Below are 15208 nucleotides of genomic sequence, written 5' to 3' on the forward strand. Positions count from 1 at the left end.
CACCAGATACGACAAGACCGCCACCTCCTACGAAGCAGCGGTCAGTCTCGCGTCATTCCTGCTCTGGGCAAGATCCGTTTGAAGACGGACCCTAGAAAGCGGGCCGCTCCGGATCAAGCACAGCCAAGCCCTCCGCAGGAGAGGACGCCGAGGCGAAGTGCCGCCGAGGGATCCGCCCCGCCCGCCGCGCCAGCCGCCCGGCCTCGACCGCCCGCCGCATCGCCTCCGCCATCAGAACCGGCTCCTGCGCCCGAGTGACGGCCGAGGCCAGCATCACCCCCGCACACCCCAGCTCCATCGCCAGCGCCACGTCCGAGGCCGTACCGGCGCCCGCGTCCAGGATCACCGGCACGCGCGCGTGCTCGACGATCAGCTGGAAGTTGTGCGGATTGCGGATCCCCAGCCCGGACCCGATCGGCGACCCCAGCGGCATGATCGCCGCACAGCCCACGTCCTCCAGCTTCCGCGCCAGCACGGGATCGTCATTGGTGTACGGCAGCACCGTGAACCCGTCGTCGACCAGCGTCTCCGCCGCCTCCAGCGTCTCGATCGGATCCGGCAGCAGCGTGCGCTCGTCGGCGATGACCTCCAGCTTCACCAGATCGCCGCCCAGTGCTTCCCGTGCCAGCCGGGCGGTGAGCACGGCCTCCCCGGCGGTGAAGCACCCCGCCGTGTTCGGCAGCACCCGGATGCCGAGCCGCTCCAGCACCGACAGCACCGAGCCGTGCACACCGGGGTCCACCCGCCGCATCGCCACGGTCGTCAGCTCCGTGCCGGAGGCGACCAGCGCCCGCTCCAGCACCTCCAGGCTGGGCGCACCGCCCGTACCCATGATCAGGCGGGACGTGAAGGACGTACCGCCGAGGACGAAGGGGTCGTCGGCCATGGTCAGCCTCCCTGGACGGCGGTGAGGACTTCGACGCGGTCACCCTCGGCCAGAGCCGTGGCGGGCCACTGCGCGCGCGGGACGACGGTTTCGTTGAGCGCGGCAGCCACGCCGCGCGGCGCCGCGGTGAGGGACTCGACGAGAGTGTCGAGAGCGGTGCCGGGGGCGACCTCCCGGCGCTCTCCGTTGACGGAAATGGTGACCGGGTTGTTCATACGGGCTGCTCCGTGAGTGCCGTGCTGAAGCGCTTGAGGGTGAACGGGCGGGCTTCCTCGGGCAGTTCACCGGTGGTCAGGGCGTGCGCCAGGGCGTCCCCGGTGACGGGCGTGAGCAGTACGCCGTTGCGGTAGTGCCCGGTGGCCAGCAGCAGGCCGTCCAGACCGGTCGGGCCGAGCAGCGGCGCGTTGTCGGGCGAGCCGGGGCGCAGGCCGGCCCGGGTCTCCGTGAGCGGCAGCTCGGTGATGCCGGGCACCAGCTCGTGCGCGTCGCGCAGCAGCTGGTACACCCCGCCCGCGGTCACCGTGGTGTCCCAGCCCAGCTCCTCGCTGGTGGCCCCGACGACCAGCTCGCCGTTCTCCCGGGGCACCAGGTAGACATGGCTGCCGCGGACCACGGCCCGTACGGTCCGGCTGAGGAACGGTGCGTACCGCTCCGGCACGGCGAGCCGCACCACCTGCCCCTTCACCGGCCGCACCGGCGGCAGCAGGTCCTCGGGCAGGCCCGCGAGCCGCCCGCTCAGGCTCCCGGCGGCCAGCACCACCTGGCCCGCGCGCAGCACGCAGCCGTCCGAGGCGGTGACGCCGGCCGCCCGGTCCCCTGCGACGTCGAAGCGTTCGGCCCACACCCGGTGGAAGACCACCCCGGCCCGCTCGCACGCGGCGACCAGCGCGGCCGACAGCCGGCGCGGGTCGATCTGGTGGTCGCCGTCCACCCGCAGCCCCCCGCGCACCCCCGGCGCCAGCAACGGTTCGAGGCGGCGGCACTCCCGCCCCGACAGCCATTCCGACTCCAGGCCCGACCGGTGCTGAAGGGCGTGCAGCTCGCGCAGGTGGGCGCGGTCGTCGGCGTCCAGCGCGACGGCGAGCGTGCCGCATCTGCGGTAGCCGAGGTCGAGGCCGGTGAGCTCGGTCAGCTCGGCCGCGAAGTCCGGATAGCGGCGGGCCGACGCCAGGTTCAGGCCGAGCAGCCGCTGCTCGCCGTGGTGCAGCTCCGTGACGGCGGCGAGCATCCCGGCCGCCACCTGAGCGGCCCCGCCGCCGGGCTCGGGGTCCACCACGGCCGTGCTCAGGCCGCGCTGCGCGGCCCGCCAGGCCGTGACCAGGCCGATGATCCCGCCCCCGATGACGAGGACGTCGGACGTACGTGACGACATGGGCGTCCAGCCCCTCCCTTCGCCGGCATGACCCGGATCAGGTTCGTACGGTCGGAGGCCGCCAGCCTCCCTCTCAGCCCGGTGCGTCCGGGCTCCCGCGAGTGCTTGTACGGTGGCCACCCTAGCCCGCAGCGCACCGACTCGTAAGGAGGCCTCCGCCGATGGCCCGCTCGCTCGACGGTCTGATCCTCGCCCCCGTAGCGGACCAGGCCCCGGGGCAGGTGGGGACGCGCACCCGGTTCGCGTACCACGAGAAGAACGGCGAGATCTGGGCCGAGTACGCGGGCGGCGATGTCATACGCGGGTCTCTGGTGGGCACCCGGGAAGGGGACCGGCTGGACTTCCGGTACGTGCAGCTGAAGCGGGACGGCACCACCTCCTGCGGACACTGCGCGTCCACCGTCGTCGAGCTGTCCGACGGCCGGGTGCGGCTGGAGGAGACCTGGGAATGGGAATCGCAGCCCGGAGCGGGTACGAGCGTTGTGGAGCAGGTCACTGAGCACGCCCCCTGACTGACGAACAGTCAGTTGACTATGGTGATCGAGTGAGCGAGCAGACGCGGGAACAGGGCACGTCACAGGCGCGGCGCGTGGTCGTCGTCGGCGCGGGCATGGCCGGGGTGCAGACCGCGGTCGCCCTGCGCGAACAGAGCTTCCGGGGCACCGTGGCGCTGATCGGCGCCGAACCCCACCAGCCGTACGACCGGCCCCCGCTGTCCAAGGCCGTGCTGCTGGGCAAGGCCGAGGGTTCCGCCTTCGACGTCGACTTCGACGCGCTCGGCATCGAACTCCTCCTCGGCCGCGAGGCGCTGGGCGTGCGTCCGGGCGACCACGAGGTCGACACCGAGGCGGGGCCCGAACCGTACGACGTCCTGGTCCTGGCCACCGGCGCCGAACCGGTCCGGCTGCCCGGCACGGAGGGCGTCTCCGGCGTGCACCTGCTGCGCACCCTCGACGACGCCGAACGGCTGCGGCCGGTACTCGCCCGGCAGCACGACATCGTGGTCGTCGGCGCGGGCTGGATCGGCGCCGAGTTCGCCACGGCGGCCCGTGAGGCGGGCTGTGCGGTGACGGTCGTGGAGGCGGCGGACCGCCCCCTCGCCGGCGCGCTCCCGGCCGAGGTGGCCGCGCCGATGGTGTCCTGGTACGCCGACAGCGGCGCCGTGTTGCGCACCCACGCGCGCGTGGAGCGCGTCGAGCCGGGCGCGGTGGTGCTCGACGACGGCTCGCGGGTGCCCGCGGGCGCCGTCGTCGTCGGCATCGGCGCCCGCCCCGCCACGGCGTGGCTGGCCGGCTCCGGCATCGAACTCGGCGCGCACGGCGAGGTGGTGGCCGACGAGCACCTGCGGACCTCCGCCCCGGACGTGTACGCGGTCGGCGACTGCGCCTCCTTCCCCTCCCGCCGGTACGGGGAACGACTGCTCGTCCACCACTGGGACAACGCCCTCCAGGGCCCGCGCACGGTCGCCGCGAACATCATGGGCGAGACCCCCGCGGTCTACGACCCCGTGCCGTACTTCTGGTCCGAGCAGTTCGGCCGCTTCGTCCAGTACGCCGGTCACCACGGCGCGGCCGACCGCACCCTGTGGCGCGGCGATCCGGCCGGCCCCGCGTGGACGGTCTGCTGGCTGAAGGAGGACCGGCTGGTGGCCCTGCTCGCCGTGGGACGCCCGAGGGACCTGGCCCAGGGACGACGGCTGATCGAGGCGGGCACACCGATGCGGCCGGAGATACTGGCCGACCCGGCGAGGCCCCTGAAGAGCGCCACGGCACCGGGCCCGGGACCTGGCAAATAGCCCCGGGTGGACCGCCCTGACTTCCGAGTGTCAGTGGCAGATGGCAGGCTAGATCCCGTGACCGAGATTGACGCGAAGATCGATGCTCTCGTCCCCGCCTGGCTGAACCTGCCCGACATCGCCGAACAGCTCGGCGTCGAGGTGACACGTGTGCGGCAGCTGGTCAAGGAGGGCCAGCTCATCGCCGTACGCCGTGGTGAGAACCGGGCGCTGCACGTCCCCGCCGCCTTCATCGACGGGGACAAGGTCGTCAAGGGCCTGTCCGGGACCTTGACGCTCCTCAGGGACGACGGCTTCACCGACGAAGAGATGCTGGAATGGCTCTTCACCCCGGACCCCAGCCTCCCCGGCACCCCCGCACAGGCCCTGAGCGAGAATCGCGGCACGGAGGTGAAGCGCCGCGCCCAGGCGCTCGCCGTCTGACCCGGACCATCCGAACCGAACACCGTCCGGCGTACGGGCCGCGGCCCCGGGGCCCCGGCCGCGGTGAGTCACGTCCGCCCGCACCCCTGGGGGAGCGGGCGGCCGGTGACCGGCCCGGCCATCGGCCCGTACGCCGCCGACCGCGCACCGACAACGGGGGGACCCACGCATGTCCGACACCGCCACCGCCCGGGGGCGCCTCGCCGACGCCCGGCTCTACCTGTGCACGGACGCCCGGAAGCGGCAGGGCGACCTCGCCGAGTTCCTCGACGCGGTACTGGCCGGCGGTGTGGACATCGTGCAGCTGCGGGACAAGGGCATGGAGGCGGCCGAGGAACTGGAGCACCTCGCGGTCCTCGCCGACGCCTGCGCCCGGCACGGCAAGCTGCTCGCGGTCAACGACCGCGCGGACATCGCCCACGCCGTCGCCTCGGACGTGCTCCACCTCGGCCAGGGCGACCTCCCGGTCCCCGCGGCCCGCGCGATCCTCGGCGCGGACGTCCTCATAGGCCGTTCCACGCACGCCGAGGCCGAGGCGGAGGCCGCCGCCGTCCAGGAGGGCGTCGACTACTTCTGCACCGGCCCGTGCTGGCCCACCCCCACCAAGCCCGGCCGGCACGCCCCCGGCCTCGACCTGGTCCGGCACACCGCCGCGCTGGGCACCGACCGTCCCTGGTTCGCCATCGGCGGCATCGACCTGGGCAACCTCGACGAGGTCCTGGACGCGGGGGCCCGCAGGGTGGTCGTCGTACGGGCGATCACGGAGGCCCCGGACCCGGGAGCGGCGGCGGCGGAGTTCGCCAAGCGGCTCCGGCAGGCGTGACGCGGCGCCCACCGGGGTCCACCAGCGTCCACCTGTGTCCAAGGGATGGACAACGGCCCGGCAATTCGGGCAAATAACCGAACCCCGGTTGGGGGACCGGCCGCCCCTGGCTAACCTGCCGGTATGGCCCTCGGAACCGCATCAACCAGGTCCGATCGCGCGCGTACGGTGCGTGACATCCTCGGCACCGGCAAAACGACGTACTCCTTCGAGTTCTACGCGCCCAAGACCCCCCAGGGCGAGCGGAACCTCTGGAACGCGCTGCGCCGGGTCGAGGCGGTGGCGCCGGACTTCGTCTCCGTGACGTACGGCGCCGGCGGCTCCACGCGCGCCACCACGGTCAAGGAGACCGAGCAGATCGTCGTCGACACCACGCTGACGCCGGTCGCCCACCTCACCGCGGTCGACCACTCCATCGCCGAACTGCGCAACATCATCGGCCAGTACGCGGACGCCGGGATCCGCAACATGCTGGCCGTGCGCGGTGACCCGCCCGGCGACCCGATGGGTGACTGGGTGCCGCACCCCAAGGGCCTGACCTACGCGGCCGAGCTGGTCCAGCTCATCAAGGAGTCGGGCGACTTCTGCGTGGGCGTCGCCGCGTTCCCGGAGATGCACCCGCGCTCCTCAGAATGGGACACCGACGTCACGCACTTCGTCGACAAGTGCCGGGCCGGCGCCGACTACGCCATCACGCAGATGTTCTTCCGGCCGGAGTCCTACCTGCGCCTGCGTGACCGGGTGGCCGCGGCGGGCTGCGAGACCCCGGTCATCCCCGAGGTCCTGCCGGTGACCAGCGTGAAGATGCTGCAACGGTTGCCGAAGCTCAGCAACGCCGTGTTCCCGTCCGCCCTGAAAGAGCGGATCCTCACAGCCAAAGACGATCCGGCGGCGGTACGCTCCATTGGTATCGAATTCGCCACGGAGTTCTGCGCACGGTTGCTGTCCGAGGGAGTGCCCGGACTGCACTTCATCACGCTCAACAACTCCACGGCGACGCTGGAAATCTACGAGAACCTGGGCCTGCACCATCCCCCGCAGGCCTAGACCGGCCGCCCCGCGATACGACACACTGCGTAGCGGCCACTGGGAGAGGGGCGTACATGGGCTGGACGGTCCTCTACATCGCGTTCGGCATCGTCGCGCTGTGGTTGCTCGGTGAGGTGCTGCTTCAGTACAAGGCGCGGCTGCGCTGGCGGCTGCTCGCCTTCGTCGGCTTCCTCGGTGTCGTGCTCGGTGTGCTGATCCCGTCCGTGCCGGTCATCGGCCTGGGCGCGGCCGCCTTCGCGGTCGGGCAGACCTACGTCACGCTGTCGTTCCGCCGCGGCTTCGCCGCGGGCTGGGCGGTCAGCCGTCCGGAGCCCGGCGCCACCGGCAAGAGCAAGAGCAAGCGCCGCCGCGGCGAACCCGAGCCCCAGGACCCGGCCCTGGAGGTCTCCGACCTCCAGGGCGCGCGGGCGGCCGGCTACGGCGACGACAGCCCCGGCTACGGCGACGACTACGACCGCGACGACGTCTTCAACCCCGCCGCCCGCTCCGCCGGGCCCACGGCCGCCGAGACCACCGCGGTCTACGAGCCGCAGCCCATGCCGGACGAGACCGGTACGTACGGCATATACGGCGACTCCTTCTCGGGCTCCGCCCAACCGTCCGCCGCCCAGCAGGACACCTACGCGACGGCCGCCCAGGGCACCGACCAGTCGTACGCGTACGACTACTCCGGCTACGGCCAGCAGCAGCAGTACGGCTACGAGGCCGGCGGCCAGCAGCAGTACAGCGGCTACTCCGACCCCTACGGCGGAACCGGTTACGACCAGACGTACGGCGGCCAGCAGTACGACCAGCAGGGTTACGGCCAGGGCCAGAGCCAGGGCCAGTACGGCACCGGCGGCTACGGCGAGACCCCCGCGGACGGCGTCTGGGTCCCGCAGCAGCGCACCGACGGGTCCTACGGCGGTGAACTCCCCACCGAGCAGCCGTACCCCTACCAGACGGGCGGTCAGCAGCAGGGGAACGGGTTCGACGAGCAGTACCGATTCTGAGCCTCACCGCTCGAGGGACTCACTGCGAGCCGCGGAAGTCCGGCCCCTCCACGATCAGCCCCGCCACCAGCGCGCCGGACATCCCGGCGTGGGGGAGTCCACCGCCGGGGTGTGACCAGCCGCCCACCCGGTACAGGCCCGGCAGGCGTGTGGTGTTCGCCGGATGCAGGAAGCGGCCGTCCGCCGCGGCGAGCGCGGGAGCGGGGACGGCCCCGGAACCCGTCTCGGCCGCGGTGTCACCGGGCGTCCGCACCTCGTGCCAGATCAGCCGCTCGCGCAGGCCGGGAACAGCGGCCCCGGCGGCGTCCAGGACGAGGCCGGTGAAACGCCGGACCGTGCTCTCCTGCTCCCAGCCCGCCTCCGTCGGCACCATGGCCTGGACGACCACCGACTCGTACCCGCCCTCCGGACGCGAGGAGGGGTCGTCGGGCCGCAGCACGGTCACCGTGGGCCGCGCGGGGTCCGGCGCGTGCACGACCGTGCGGTGCGCGGCACCGGGCTCGCGCTCGCCGCGCAGCGCCAGCAGCACGGTGAACCGGCCCGTACGGGGCGGCACGGTCTCCGCGCGCACATCCCCGTCCGCGTCCAGCGGATGCCCCGTCAGGCCCCGCAGCCGCACCGGGTCCACGTCCGCCACGACGTGGTCGGCCTCGGCCACCGTCCCTCCCCCAGAGCCGAAAGCCGGGGAGGTGCCCCCAGCGAACTCCACCCCCGCCGCCCGGCCGTCCTTCTCCAGGATGCCGGTGACCTCCGCGCCGAAGGCGAACTCCACCCGGCGGGCCAGGCACCGCTCGTACACCGCGCGCGCCAACTCCCGTATGCCGCCGCGCACATACCAGGTGCCGAAGGCGTGCTCCAGATAGGGCAGCACCGCCGCGCTCGCCGGAGCCAGCCGGGGATCGAGGCCGTGGGCGAGCGCGTGGCTCTCCAGGAGCGCCGCGAGACGCGGGTCGCGCAGCTCCCACTCCCCGACCTCGGCGAGCGTGGTGGCCCGGCGGGTGCGCAGCAGCCGCTTGTGCGGAACGGCGGGGTAGGGCTCACGCTCGGCCAGCACGCGCCAGTTCGGCCACAGGGGCTCTTCCAGCAGCGGACGCCGGGTGCGGTCCCAGGCCTCGCGCGCCCGCACCAGGAAGTCCCCCCAGCGCCCGCCCGCGCCCGCGCCCAGTGCTTCGTCCAGGGCGGTGACGACACCCGCGCGCGAGGCGTTCGGCAACGACACCTCGGTGCCGTCCGCGAAGACGTGCCGGGACGACGGGTCGACCTGCACCAGCTCGACGCAGGCCTCCAGCGGCTCCTTGCCGGTCTTGACGAACAGGTCGCGGTAGACCGCGGGCAGGGGCAGCAGTCCGGGGCCGGTGTCGAAGCGGAACCCGTCCCGCTCGAACCGGCGCACCGCACCGCCGTACGTCTCCGTACGCTCGTACACCGCCACCCGGTGGCCCGCGACGGCCAGCCGGGCGGCGGCCGCCATCGCGCCCATCCCGGCGCCGATCACCGCAATCCGTGCCATGCCTGCGACCTTAGCGACCGCCACCGACAATCCCGGCCACGGGCTGGGGATGAGCGCGCAGGGCTGAGTATCCGTACCTAGTGCATGAGATGAGTACGCGCACGGATGGGCTGCCACCTGCGCGAACGAGAGAGTGGAGGCACGGAGAAGGGGCGCGGCTCCGGCACCGGCGACACGGGGCGCCGGAACGGAGCGGCCCTCGATCCGCTCCTTCCGCCGATTCCGTCGGCGGAAGCGAGGCACGGGGGGTACCCGGGGGACGACCGAACGGGGGCCCACGGGGGGACGTACGGGGGAGCACGAAGGAAGCGCCGGTTCGAGGTGGCCCGCGGGGGACGCGGCCACGACGGACCGGCGCTTTTCCGTGCACGCACGCGTGCGGCTGCTGCCGGGGCGCCGGCTCAGCCCTTCCCGCTGACCCGCCCCTGGAGCAGCCGGGACAGCGCCGCGTGGACGTCGTCCAGGGACCGCTCCGGCTGGAACGACTTCCAGTCCAGCGCGGCCACCAGCACCATGCCGACCAGCGCGGCCGCGGTCAGCTGCACGTCGATCTCCTCGCTGAACTCGCCGTTCGCCACGCCCTCGCGCAGCACGCCCTCCACGACGGCGACGGCCTCCTGCCGGACCACCATCAGCGTGGACTGCCAGGCGCGGTTGGTGCGCCACAGCTCGGCCACGTACAGCTGGGTGAAGGCCGGATAGCGGTCGATGAAGACCAGCCCGGCCCGGACCATCGCGTCCAGGGCGTCGACCCTGCTGCCGCCCTCGCGTGCCGTCCGCTCGGCCGCCTCGCGCAGGGACGCGGTGAGGAGGCCGACGCCGTGCCGCAGCAACTCCTCGAAGAGAACCGACTTGCTCGCGAAGTTGTAGTAGACCGTGCCCTTCGCGACCCCGGCACGCTCGGCGATCTCGTCCACCGTGGTGGCGGAGAAGCCCTGTTCGGCGATGAGCGTGACGGCAGCCTCGTAGAGCTTCTGCCGGGTGGCCTCGCGGCGCGTGCTGCCACCCGACGTGGCGCTGCTGCTTTCCATGGCGTCGATTCTCACAGGAACGGCGTCCGAACGGGGCACGAAAGGGGAGGTCACAGGCTCAGCTCGGGATGCAGCCGGTCCAGGGTCCACACCTGGTGGCGGCGGGCCGACAGCGCGGTGAGCGCGAGGGCGCCCGCGGTGAACGCCGTCAGCACGCCGCAGGCCAGCCACACCGGGCCGAGGCCCCCGCCCGTGATGAGCCTGCGCAGTGCCTGCACGACGTAGCTCATCGGCAGGAAGGGGTGGATCGCGTCGAAGAAGCGGGGACTGGTCTGCACCGGGTAGGTACCGCCCGCGGAGGTCAGCTGGAGCATCAGCAGGGCGAGCACCAGGATCCGGCCGGCCGCGCCGAAGCGCGCGTTCAGCCACTGCACGATCGCCCCGAAGCAGGCCGCCACCAGGAACAGGAAGCCCACCGTCCCGGCCGCCCGGGTCATCTCCAGGCCGATCGCCCAGTGCAGGACGGACATCAGTGCGGCCGTCTGGAGCACCCCGATCGCGGCCACCGGCAGCCAGCCCGCCAGCGCGGTCCGCCAGGCGGACGAGCCGGCCGCGAGGGCACGCCGGTTGAGCGGCGGGATCAGCATGTACGCCACCATGGCGCCCACCCACAGGGACAGCGGGATGAAGTACGGGGCGAACCCGGTGCCGTAGTTCGGCGCGTGGTGCAGGTCCCTGGAGGCGAGCTGGACCGGGTCGGCCATGACCCCGGTGCGCTCGTCGCGGTCCCGCTTGCCGTAGTCGGGGATCTTCTTCGCCCCGTCGTGCAGTCCGCCGGCCAGCTTCCCGGAGCCGTCGACGAGCTTGTACATGCCACCGCTGAGGGTCTCGGCGCCCGACTCGGCCGTGCCGATGCCCGTGTCGAGCTTGGTCGCGCCGGTCTTCGCGGTGCCGAGTCCGGTGTGCAGCTTCTTGGCGCCCGCGGCGACCTTGCCCGCGCCCTCGTTCAGCTTGTTGACGCGGGACACGGCGTCGTCGAGGTCCTCGGAGAGGTGCGGGGCGCGGTCGGCGAGCGCCTGGGCCTGCTGCTGGAGCGTGCCGAGGTTCGTGCGCAGCGTCTTCAGGTCGCCGTCCTGGTCGGCGATCAGCGTGTTGAGGTCGTCGGCGACCGTGGCCACGTCGGAGGCCGCCGTCTTCGCCTTCTTCAGGTCGGGGCAGACGTCGTCGGGCAGCAGCGCCGTCTCGCAGTGCGTCTTGTAGACCTCGTCCAGCGTGGTGGAGGCCGCGTGGGCGGCCTTGGCGGCGGCCGGTGCCGTCTTCACCAGGACGTCGAGGTTGTCGCGGACCGTCTTCGCCGAGTCGGCGACGAGCTGGGCGGTGTCCCCGATGGTCTTCTCGTTGGCCTTCACGAAGGGGCCGGTCTTCTCGTAGACCCCGTTGACCTTGTCGGCGAGGGTCTGGGTGCCGTCGGCGACCTGCCGCGAGCCGTCCTGAAGGTCGCCCGCCCCCGTGTCGAGCTTCTTCAGGCCCTTGGCCAGCTTGCCGCTGCCGCTCTTGGCGTCCTTCAGCCCGTCGGCGAGGTCCTTGGAGCCCTTCTCCGCCTTCCCGATGCCCCCTTCGAGCTTGTCGGCGCCCTTGGCGGCCGTCTCGGTCTTGCCGTGGATGTCGGAGAAGGAGATGAAGATCCGGTCCAGGAACTGCCGGGAGGCCTTGGTGGAAGCGGCCGTCCGTACCTCGCTGAACACCGTCCGGGATATCTGCCCGACGATGTAGTTGTTCGCGTCGTTCGTCCGCACCTGAAGGGCGCTCGTCTCGGGGGAGTCGCCCGAGCTGGAGGCGATGCGCCGGCTGAAGTCGGCGGGCATGGTCAGCGACAGGTAATAGGTGCCGTCCTCGACGCCCCTGCGGGCCTCGGCGGCGCTCACCTCGTGCCATTCGAAGGTCCGGCTGTCGCGCAGTCCGTCGACGATGTCGTCGCCCGCCGCGAGCTTCCTCCCGCTCGCGGTCGCCCCCTTGTCGTCGTTCACCAGGGCCACGGGGATGCGGTCGAGGCGGCCGTACGGGTCCCAGAAGGACCACAGGTACAGGGCGCCGTACAGCAGGGGCAGCACGAGGAGCGCGACCAGGGCGGCGCGGGGGAGCTTGCCCCGGCCGAAGCGCCTGAGCTCAAGCGCGGCCAGTTTCGGCGAGCGCATCGGCCGCCTCCTTCGCTTCGTCGTCGGTGACTTCTTCGTCCCGGGTCCCGGTGGCTTCGACGGGCCGGGTGGAGACGGTCACCGCGCCCTCGGGGGCCTCGGCGTACACCGCCACGACCGTCGTCCCGGCCGCCGCGACGGATGCCAGCAGCGCGTGCGCCTCGGCCCGCTCGGCGTCGGAGAGCTTGAGGTCGGTGTCGTCCACGGCGAGCAGCCGGGGGTCGCCGACGAGGGCCAGGGCGACGGACAGGCGCAGCGCCTCCAGCCGCTCCAGATCCCGTACGGCCGTCCTGGCGCCCTTGGGCAGGGTGTCCGGGTCGAGCCCCGCGGCGGCCAGCGCGCTCTCGGTCCGCCGCCGGGCCTCGCCGGCCCGTTCCGCCCGGGGCCGCAGCAGCCGGCGCAGGGAACCCCCGAAACGCCTTTGCAGCAGCGCCCGTTCGCGCAGGTGCTCGCCGACGGTGAGGGCCGGGTCGAGGTCGGTGACCCCGGCGACGTTGGCCAGGGCGCTGACCCGGCGCAGGGCGGACATCCGCCGCGGGAGTTCGAGCCCGCCGACGGTGGCCGTTCCCTCCGTGGGCTTCATACGTCCCGTGAGCGCGAGCAGCAGACACGTACGGCCGGAGCCGGAGGGCCCCTCGACCGCGATCAGCGACCCGGGCTCCGCGTCCAGGCGGACGCCTCTGAAGACCCAGCCGCGGGGCCCGCGCAGCCCGAAGTCGCGAGCTGTGACGCCGAGGCCGTGGGTGCTGTTCTGTGACGGGTCCATGGCTCCCGCCTTCCCCCTGCGATGGTTTTTGAACTGACTGGTCAGTGCAAAAACTAACCCGAACCTTCGATCGAAGCAAAAGTCCAGGTCAGAACGGATTGTCAGTGCCATACCTCACGATGGGCACATACGGCACCTCGTAGCAGGGCGTGCCGTCACCCAGACGACAGGAGGTTCGTCATGGCCAACCCCTCCGCAGCCGCCGCCCGCCGGCGCCGCGCCACCGGCCCTGCCCCCTCACTGACCGGACCGGCGAGCGACGTGCACCCCGTGCTGCGCCGGTCCACGGCCCCGCCCGCCGCCCTCGACCTGCTCGCCCAGGCCCGTGCCGGACTCGAAGAGGCCGCCGTCCTCGAAACCCCCAACGAGCGCTACGCGACGGCCCACCTCGCCGCCCTGCGCACCGCCGCCGCCGTGCTCGCCGCGCGCGGCCGTCCCGAGCCCTCGACCAGGCGCCGCGCCCGCATCCGGAGCGCCTGGGAAGTGCTCCCCGAGATAGCGCCCGAACTCACCGAGTGGAGCGCCCTGTTCGCCTCCGGCGCCGCCCGCCGCGCCCGGGCCGAGGCAGGTATCCAGGGCGCCGCGGGCAGCCGCGACGCCGACGACCTGATACGGGACGTGGCGATGTTCGTCCGCATCGTCGAGCGGATGCTGGTGCTCCAGCCGGTCCTGCCCCAGCCCCGCCAGGACACCGACGAGCCGGACCGTCCGGCCGCCCCGCGCGAGATGCCGGACGCGGGCTGACACGATGACCGCGAGCGGTACGGGAGGCAATAGGGTGGAAGGCGCCTGAAGCCTTCGCCGAGCCTTGCGTCCCCGAGGAGTCAACTGCCGTGTCGGACCCGATGCGCCCCCGCGCCTCTCTCCGTACCGCCGTGGTCTGGGAGGTCCTCCAGGACGCCCTCGACCAGCGGCTCAAGGCCACGGGCCGGGACTCGCTGGACGTCCTCGACACCGGCGGCGGCAGCGGCAACTTCGCGGTGCCCGTGGCCCGCCTCGGCCACCGCGTCACCGTCGTCGACCCCAGCCCGAACGCGCTGTTCGCGCTGGAGCGCCGGGCCGCCGAGGCCGGCGTCGCCGACCGGGTGCGCGGGGTGCAGGGCGACGCGCACGGCCTGTTCGACGTGGTCGAGCGCGGCGGTTACGACGTGGTGCTGTGCCACGGCGTCCTGGAGTACGTGGACGACCCCGCCGAGGGCGTCCGCAACGCCGTGGCCGCGCTGCGCTCCGAGGGCGTCCTCAGCCTGCTCGCCGCCGGGCTCGGCGGCGCGGTGCTCGCCCGCGCCCTCGCGGGCCACTTCAAGGAGGCCAAGCAGGCGCTCGAGAGCCCCGACGGCCGCTGGGGCTCCGGCGACCCGGTGCCGCGTCGCTTCACCGCCGAGCAGCTCACCGCGCTGGTGGCGGGCGCGGGCCTCAGGGTCGGTGCCGTGCACGGCGTCAGGGTCTTCGCCGACCTGGTCCCGGGCGTCCTCGTGGACACCGAGCCCGGCGCCCTCGACGCCCTGCTGAAGCTGGAGGCGGCGGCCGCCGAACTCCCGGCCTTCCACTCCGTGGCCACCCAGCTGCACGTGCTCGGTGAGACGGCGGTGTCGCCGGGGGCGTGAACCGCCTGGTGTGCAACCAGGGGCACGCCCCTGATCAGGGCGTCGGCGGCGCATGGAGTACGCCACAGGCCCCCCGATCGAGGGGTTTGCGCCGTATGATCGAGGGAGACCGCTCGGCATGACGGGTCGGCCGCCGGGGAATGGAAGCCTCAGCGAGCCGGGTCCGCCAATGCGGATCCCGGTTGGCCAATTGGCGCAGAGGGGCGGGTTTCACGGGGGCGATTCCCTGCCTATCCTGAAGGGACCCCCGGGTCGCCCCGGCGACCGCACGATGAGGAGGACTCCGTGCCGCTCTCGGAGCACGAGCAGCGCATGCTCGAGCAGATGGAGCGAGCGCTGTACGCCGAAGATCCCAAGTTCGCGTCGGCGCTCGAGGCAAGCGGGCTGCGTACGTACACCCGGCGGCGGGTCTACCAGGCGGCCGCGGGCTTCCTCGTGGGTATCGCGCTCCTCATCGCCGGAATGGCCGCGCTGCAGATCTGGATCAGTGTGGTGGGCTTCCTCGTGATGCTCGGCTGCGCGGTGCTCGCCGTCACCGGCTGGCGCAAGGCCCCCAAGCCGGGCGAACAGCCCGCCGGGACCCCGCAGGCCCGCCGTCAGGGACGCCCGAAGCGCTCCATGATGGACAGGATCGAGCAGCGCTGGCAGCGCCGCCGCGACGAGCAGGGCCACTAGCCTCCGGCGGTTCACCGACGTACATGTGAGGGGCGGGGCCCCCCCCCGGGGCGCCCCCCACCCCGGCCCCCCGGGCCCGGGGGGGGCGGCCGCAGGCCGCCGGGGCGCAGGCCCGCGGGGCCCGCGCCCCACAACGGCAGAGCGGG

Annotated in this window: 16 protein-coding genes and 1 riboswitch; of the genes, 9 read left to right on the forward strand and 7 right to left on the reverse strand. The window is 73.0% G+C overall.

Translation table 11 applies throughout. The features are described 5' to 3' along the window. Window positions 1-91: 91 nt before the first annotated feature. From ABZ915_RS48205 to thiO, 3 genes are all read right to left on the reverse strand, one after another. A complete protein-coding gene (locus ABZ915_RS48205) occupies window positions 92-886 on the reverse strand; it encodes a thiazole synthase (RefSeq protein ID WP_361817688.1) in 795 nt (264 codons plus the stop codon). 2 nt (window positions 887-888) lie between these two features. Further along, a complete protein-coding gene (gene thiS / locus ABZ915_RS48210) occupies window positions 889-1101 on the reverse strand; it encodes a sulfur carrier protein ThiS (RefSeq protein ID WP_361817691.1) in 213 nt (70 codons plus the stop codon). Next, window positions 1098-2258 (reverse strand): glycine oxidase ThiO, encoded by a 1161-nt coding sequence (thiO, locus tag ABZ915_RS48215; protein ID WP_361817694.1) that lies wholly within the window; start codon window positions 2256-2258, stop codon window positions 1098-1100. Before thiO ends, thiS begins: the two co-directional genes overlap by 4 nt. Beyond that, window positions 2256-2367: riboswitch (TPP riboswitch) on the reverse strand. (Overlaps the previous gene by 3 nt.) A gap of 52 nt (window positions 2368-2419) precedes the next feature. Between thiO and ABZ915_RS48220 the strand changes: the two genes are divergently transcribed. The 6 genes from ABZ915_RS48220 (at window position 2420) to ABZ915_RS48245 (ending at window position 7341) form a co-directional block, all read left to right on the forward strand. Beyond that, complete coding sequence (locus ABZ915_RS48220; RefSeq protein ID WP_361817696.1) at window positions 2420-2770, forward strand: hypothetical protein; 351 nt, start codon at window positions 2420-2422, stop codon at window positions 2768-2770. 32 nt (window positions 2771-2802) lie between these two features. After that, window positions 2803-4053 (forward strand): FAD-dependent oxidoreductase, encoded by a 1251-nt coding sequence (locus ABZ915_RS48225; RefSeq protein ID WP_361817699.1) that lies wholly within the window; start codon window positions 2803-2805, stop codon window positions 4051-4053. Window positions 4054-4110: 57 nt separating this feature from the next. Next, entirely contained in the window at window positions 4111-4476 is a 366-nt protein-coding gene (locus ABZ915_RS48230; RefSeq protein WP_361817702.1) for an Rv2175c family DNA-binding protein, read from the forward strand. Window positions 4477-4645: 169 nt separating this feature from the next. After that, window positions 4646-5299, forward strand: a complete 654-nt coding sequence (thiE, locus tag ABZ915_RS48235) for a thiamine phosphate synthase (protein WP_361817705.1) — start codon at window positions 4646-4648, stop codon at window positions 5297-5299. 123 nt (window positions 5300-5422) lie between these two features. Then, complete coding sequence (gene metF, locus ABZ915_RS48240) at window positions 5423-6346, forward strand: methylenetetrahydrofolate reductase [NAD(P)H] (protein WP_361817708.1); 924 nt, start codon at window positions 5423-5425, stop codon at window positions 6344-6346. A gap of 56 nt (window positions 6347-6402) precedes the next feature. Continuing rightward, window positions 6403-7341, forward strand: a complete 939-nt coding sequence (locus tag ABZ915_RS48245; protein WP_361817710.1) for a hypothetical protein — start codon at window positions 6403-6405, stop codon at window positions 7339-7341. Between the two features lie 19 nt (window positions 7342-7360). On the opposite strand, the gene ABZ915_RS48250 is transcribed toward ABZ915_RS48245, so the two are convergent. The 4 genes from ABZ915_RS48250 to ABZ915_RS48265 all read right to left on the reverse strand — a co-directional run bounded on the left by ABZ915_RS48250 (window position 7361) and on the right by ABZ915_RS48265 (window position 12783). Further along, window positions 7361-8851, reverse strand: a complete 1491-nt coding sequence (locus tag ABZ915_RS48250; RefSeq protein ID WP_361817712.1) for an NAD(P)/FAD-dependent oxidoreductase — start codon at window positions 8849-8851, stop codon at window positions 7361-7363. Window positions 8852-9252: 401 nt separating this feature from the next. Beyond that, window positions 9253-9882 (reverse strand): TetR/AcrR family transcriptional regulator, encoded by a 630-nt coding sequence (locus ABZ915_RS48255; RefSeq protein WP_361437429.1) that lies wholly within the window; start codon window positions 9880-9882, stop codon window positions 9253-9255. Between the two features lie 50 nt (window positions 9883-9932). Then, window positions 9933-12017 (reverse strand): YhgE/Pip domain-containing protein, encoded by a 2085-nt coding sequence (locus ABZ915_RS48260; RefSeq protein WP_361817715.1) that lies wholly within the window; start codon window positions 12015-12017, stop codon window positions 9933-9935. Next, window positions 11989-12783, reverse strand: coding sequence for an ATP-binding cassette domain-containing protein (locus ABZ915_RS48265; RefSeq protein ID WP_361817718.1), 795 nt, complete (start codon window positions 12781-12783; stop codon window positions 11989-11991). The genes ABZ915_RS48260 and ABZ915_RS48265 overlap by 29 nt, the downstream gene beginning before the upstream one ends. A 180-nt stretch (window positions 12784-12963) precedes the next feature. Between ABZ915_RS48265 and ABZ915_RS48270 the strand changes: the two genes are divergently transcribed. From ABZ915_RS48270 to ABZ915_RS48280, 3 genes are all read left to right on the forward strand, one after another. Further along, entirely contained in the window at window positions 12964-13527 is a 564-nt protein-coding gene (locus ABZ915_RS48270; protein WP_361817721.1) for an SAV_6107 family HEPN domain-containing protein, read from the forward strand. Window positions 13528-13616: 89 nt separating this feature from the next. After that, window positions 13617-14387: a methyltransferase gene (locus ABZ915_RS48275; protein WP_361817723.1), complete on the forward strand. Its 771-nt coding sequence runs from the start codon at window positions 13617-13619 to the stop codon at window positions 14385-14387. Between the two features lie 285 nt (window positions 14388-14672). Further along, entirely contained in the window at window positions 14673-15062 is a 390-nt protein-coding gene (locus ABZ915_RS48280; protein ID WP_361817726.1) for a DUF3040 domain-containing protein, read from the forward strand. Window positions 15063-15208: the final 146 nt, after the last annotated feature.

This window comes from Streptomyces sp. NPDC046915, from assembly GCF_040644935.1.
Classification (GTDB): Bacteria; Actinomycetota; Actinomycetes; order Streptomycetales; family Streptomycetaceae; genus Streptomyces.

Coding starts and splice junctions, on each gene's coding strand:
- ABZ915_RS48205 (WP_361817688.1), bottom strand. CDS start 886: ATGGCCGACGACCCCTTCGTCCTCGGCGGTACGTCCTTCACGTCCCGC.
- thiS (WP_361817691.1), bottom strand. CDS start 1,101: ATGAACAACCCGGTCACCATTTCCGTCAACGGAGAGCGCCGGGAGGTC.
- thiO (WP_361817694.1), bottom strand. CDS start 2,258: ATGTCGTCACGTACGTCCGACGTCCTCGTCATCGGGGGCGGGATCATC.
- ABZ915_RS48220 (WP_361817696.1), top strand. CDS start 2,420: ATGGCCCGCTCGCTCGACGGTCTGATCCTCGCCCCCGTAGCGGACCAG.
- thiE (WP_361817705.1), top strand. CDS start 4,646: ATGTCCGACACCGCCACCGCCCGGGGGCGCCTCGCCGACGCCCGGCTC.
- metF (WP_361817708.1), top strand. CDS start 5,423: ATGGCCCTCGGAACCGCATCAACCAGGTCCGATCGCGCGCGTACGGTG.
- ABZ915_RS48245 (WP_361817710.1), top strand. CDS start 6,403: ATGGGCTGGACGGTCCTCTACATCGCGTTCGGCATCGTCGCGCTGTGG.
- ABZ915_RS48250 (WP_361817712.1), bottom strand. CDS start 8,851: ATGGCACGGATTGCGGTGATCGGCGCCGGGATGGGCGCGATGGCGGCC.
- ABZ915_RS48255 (WP_361437429.1), bottom strand. CDS start 9,882: ATGGAAAGCAGCAGCGCCACGTCGGGTGGCAGCACGCGCCGCGAGGCC.
- ABZ915_RS48260 (WP_361817715.1), bottom strand. CDS start 12,017: ATGCGCTCGCCGAAACTGGCCGCGCTTGAGCTCAGGCGCTTCGGCCGG.
- ABZ915_RS48265 (WP_361817718.1), bottom strand. CDS start 12,783: ATGGACCCGTCACAGAACAGCACCCACGGCCTCGGCGTCACAGCTCGC.
- ABZ915_RS48270 (WP_361817721.1), top strand. CDS start 12,964: ATGGCCAACCCCTCCGCAGCCGCCGCCCGCCGGCGCCGCGCCACCGGC.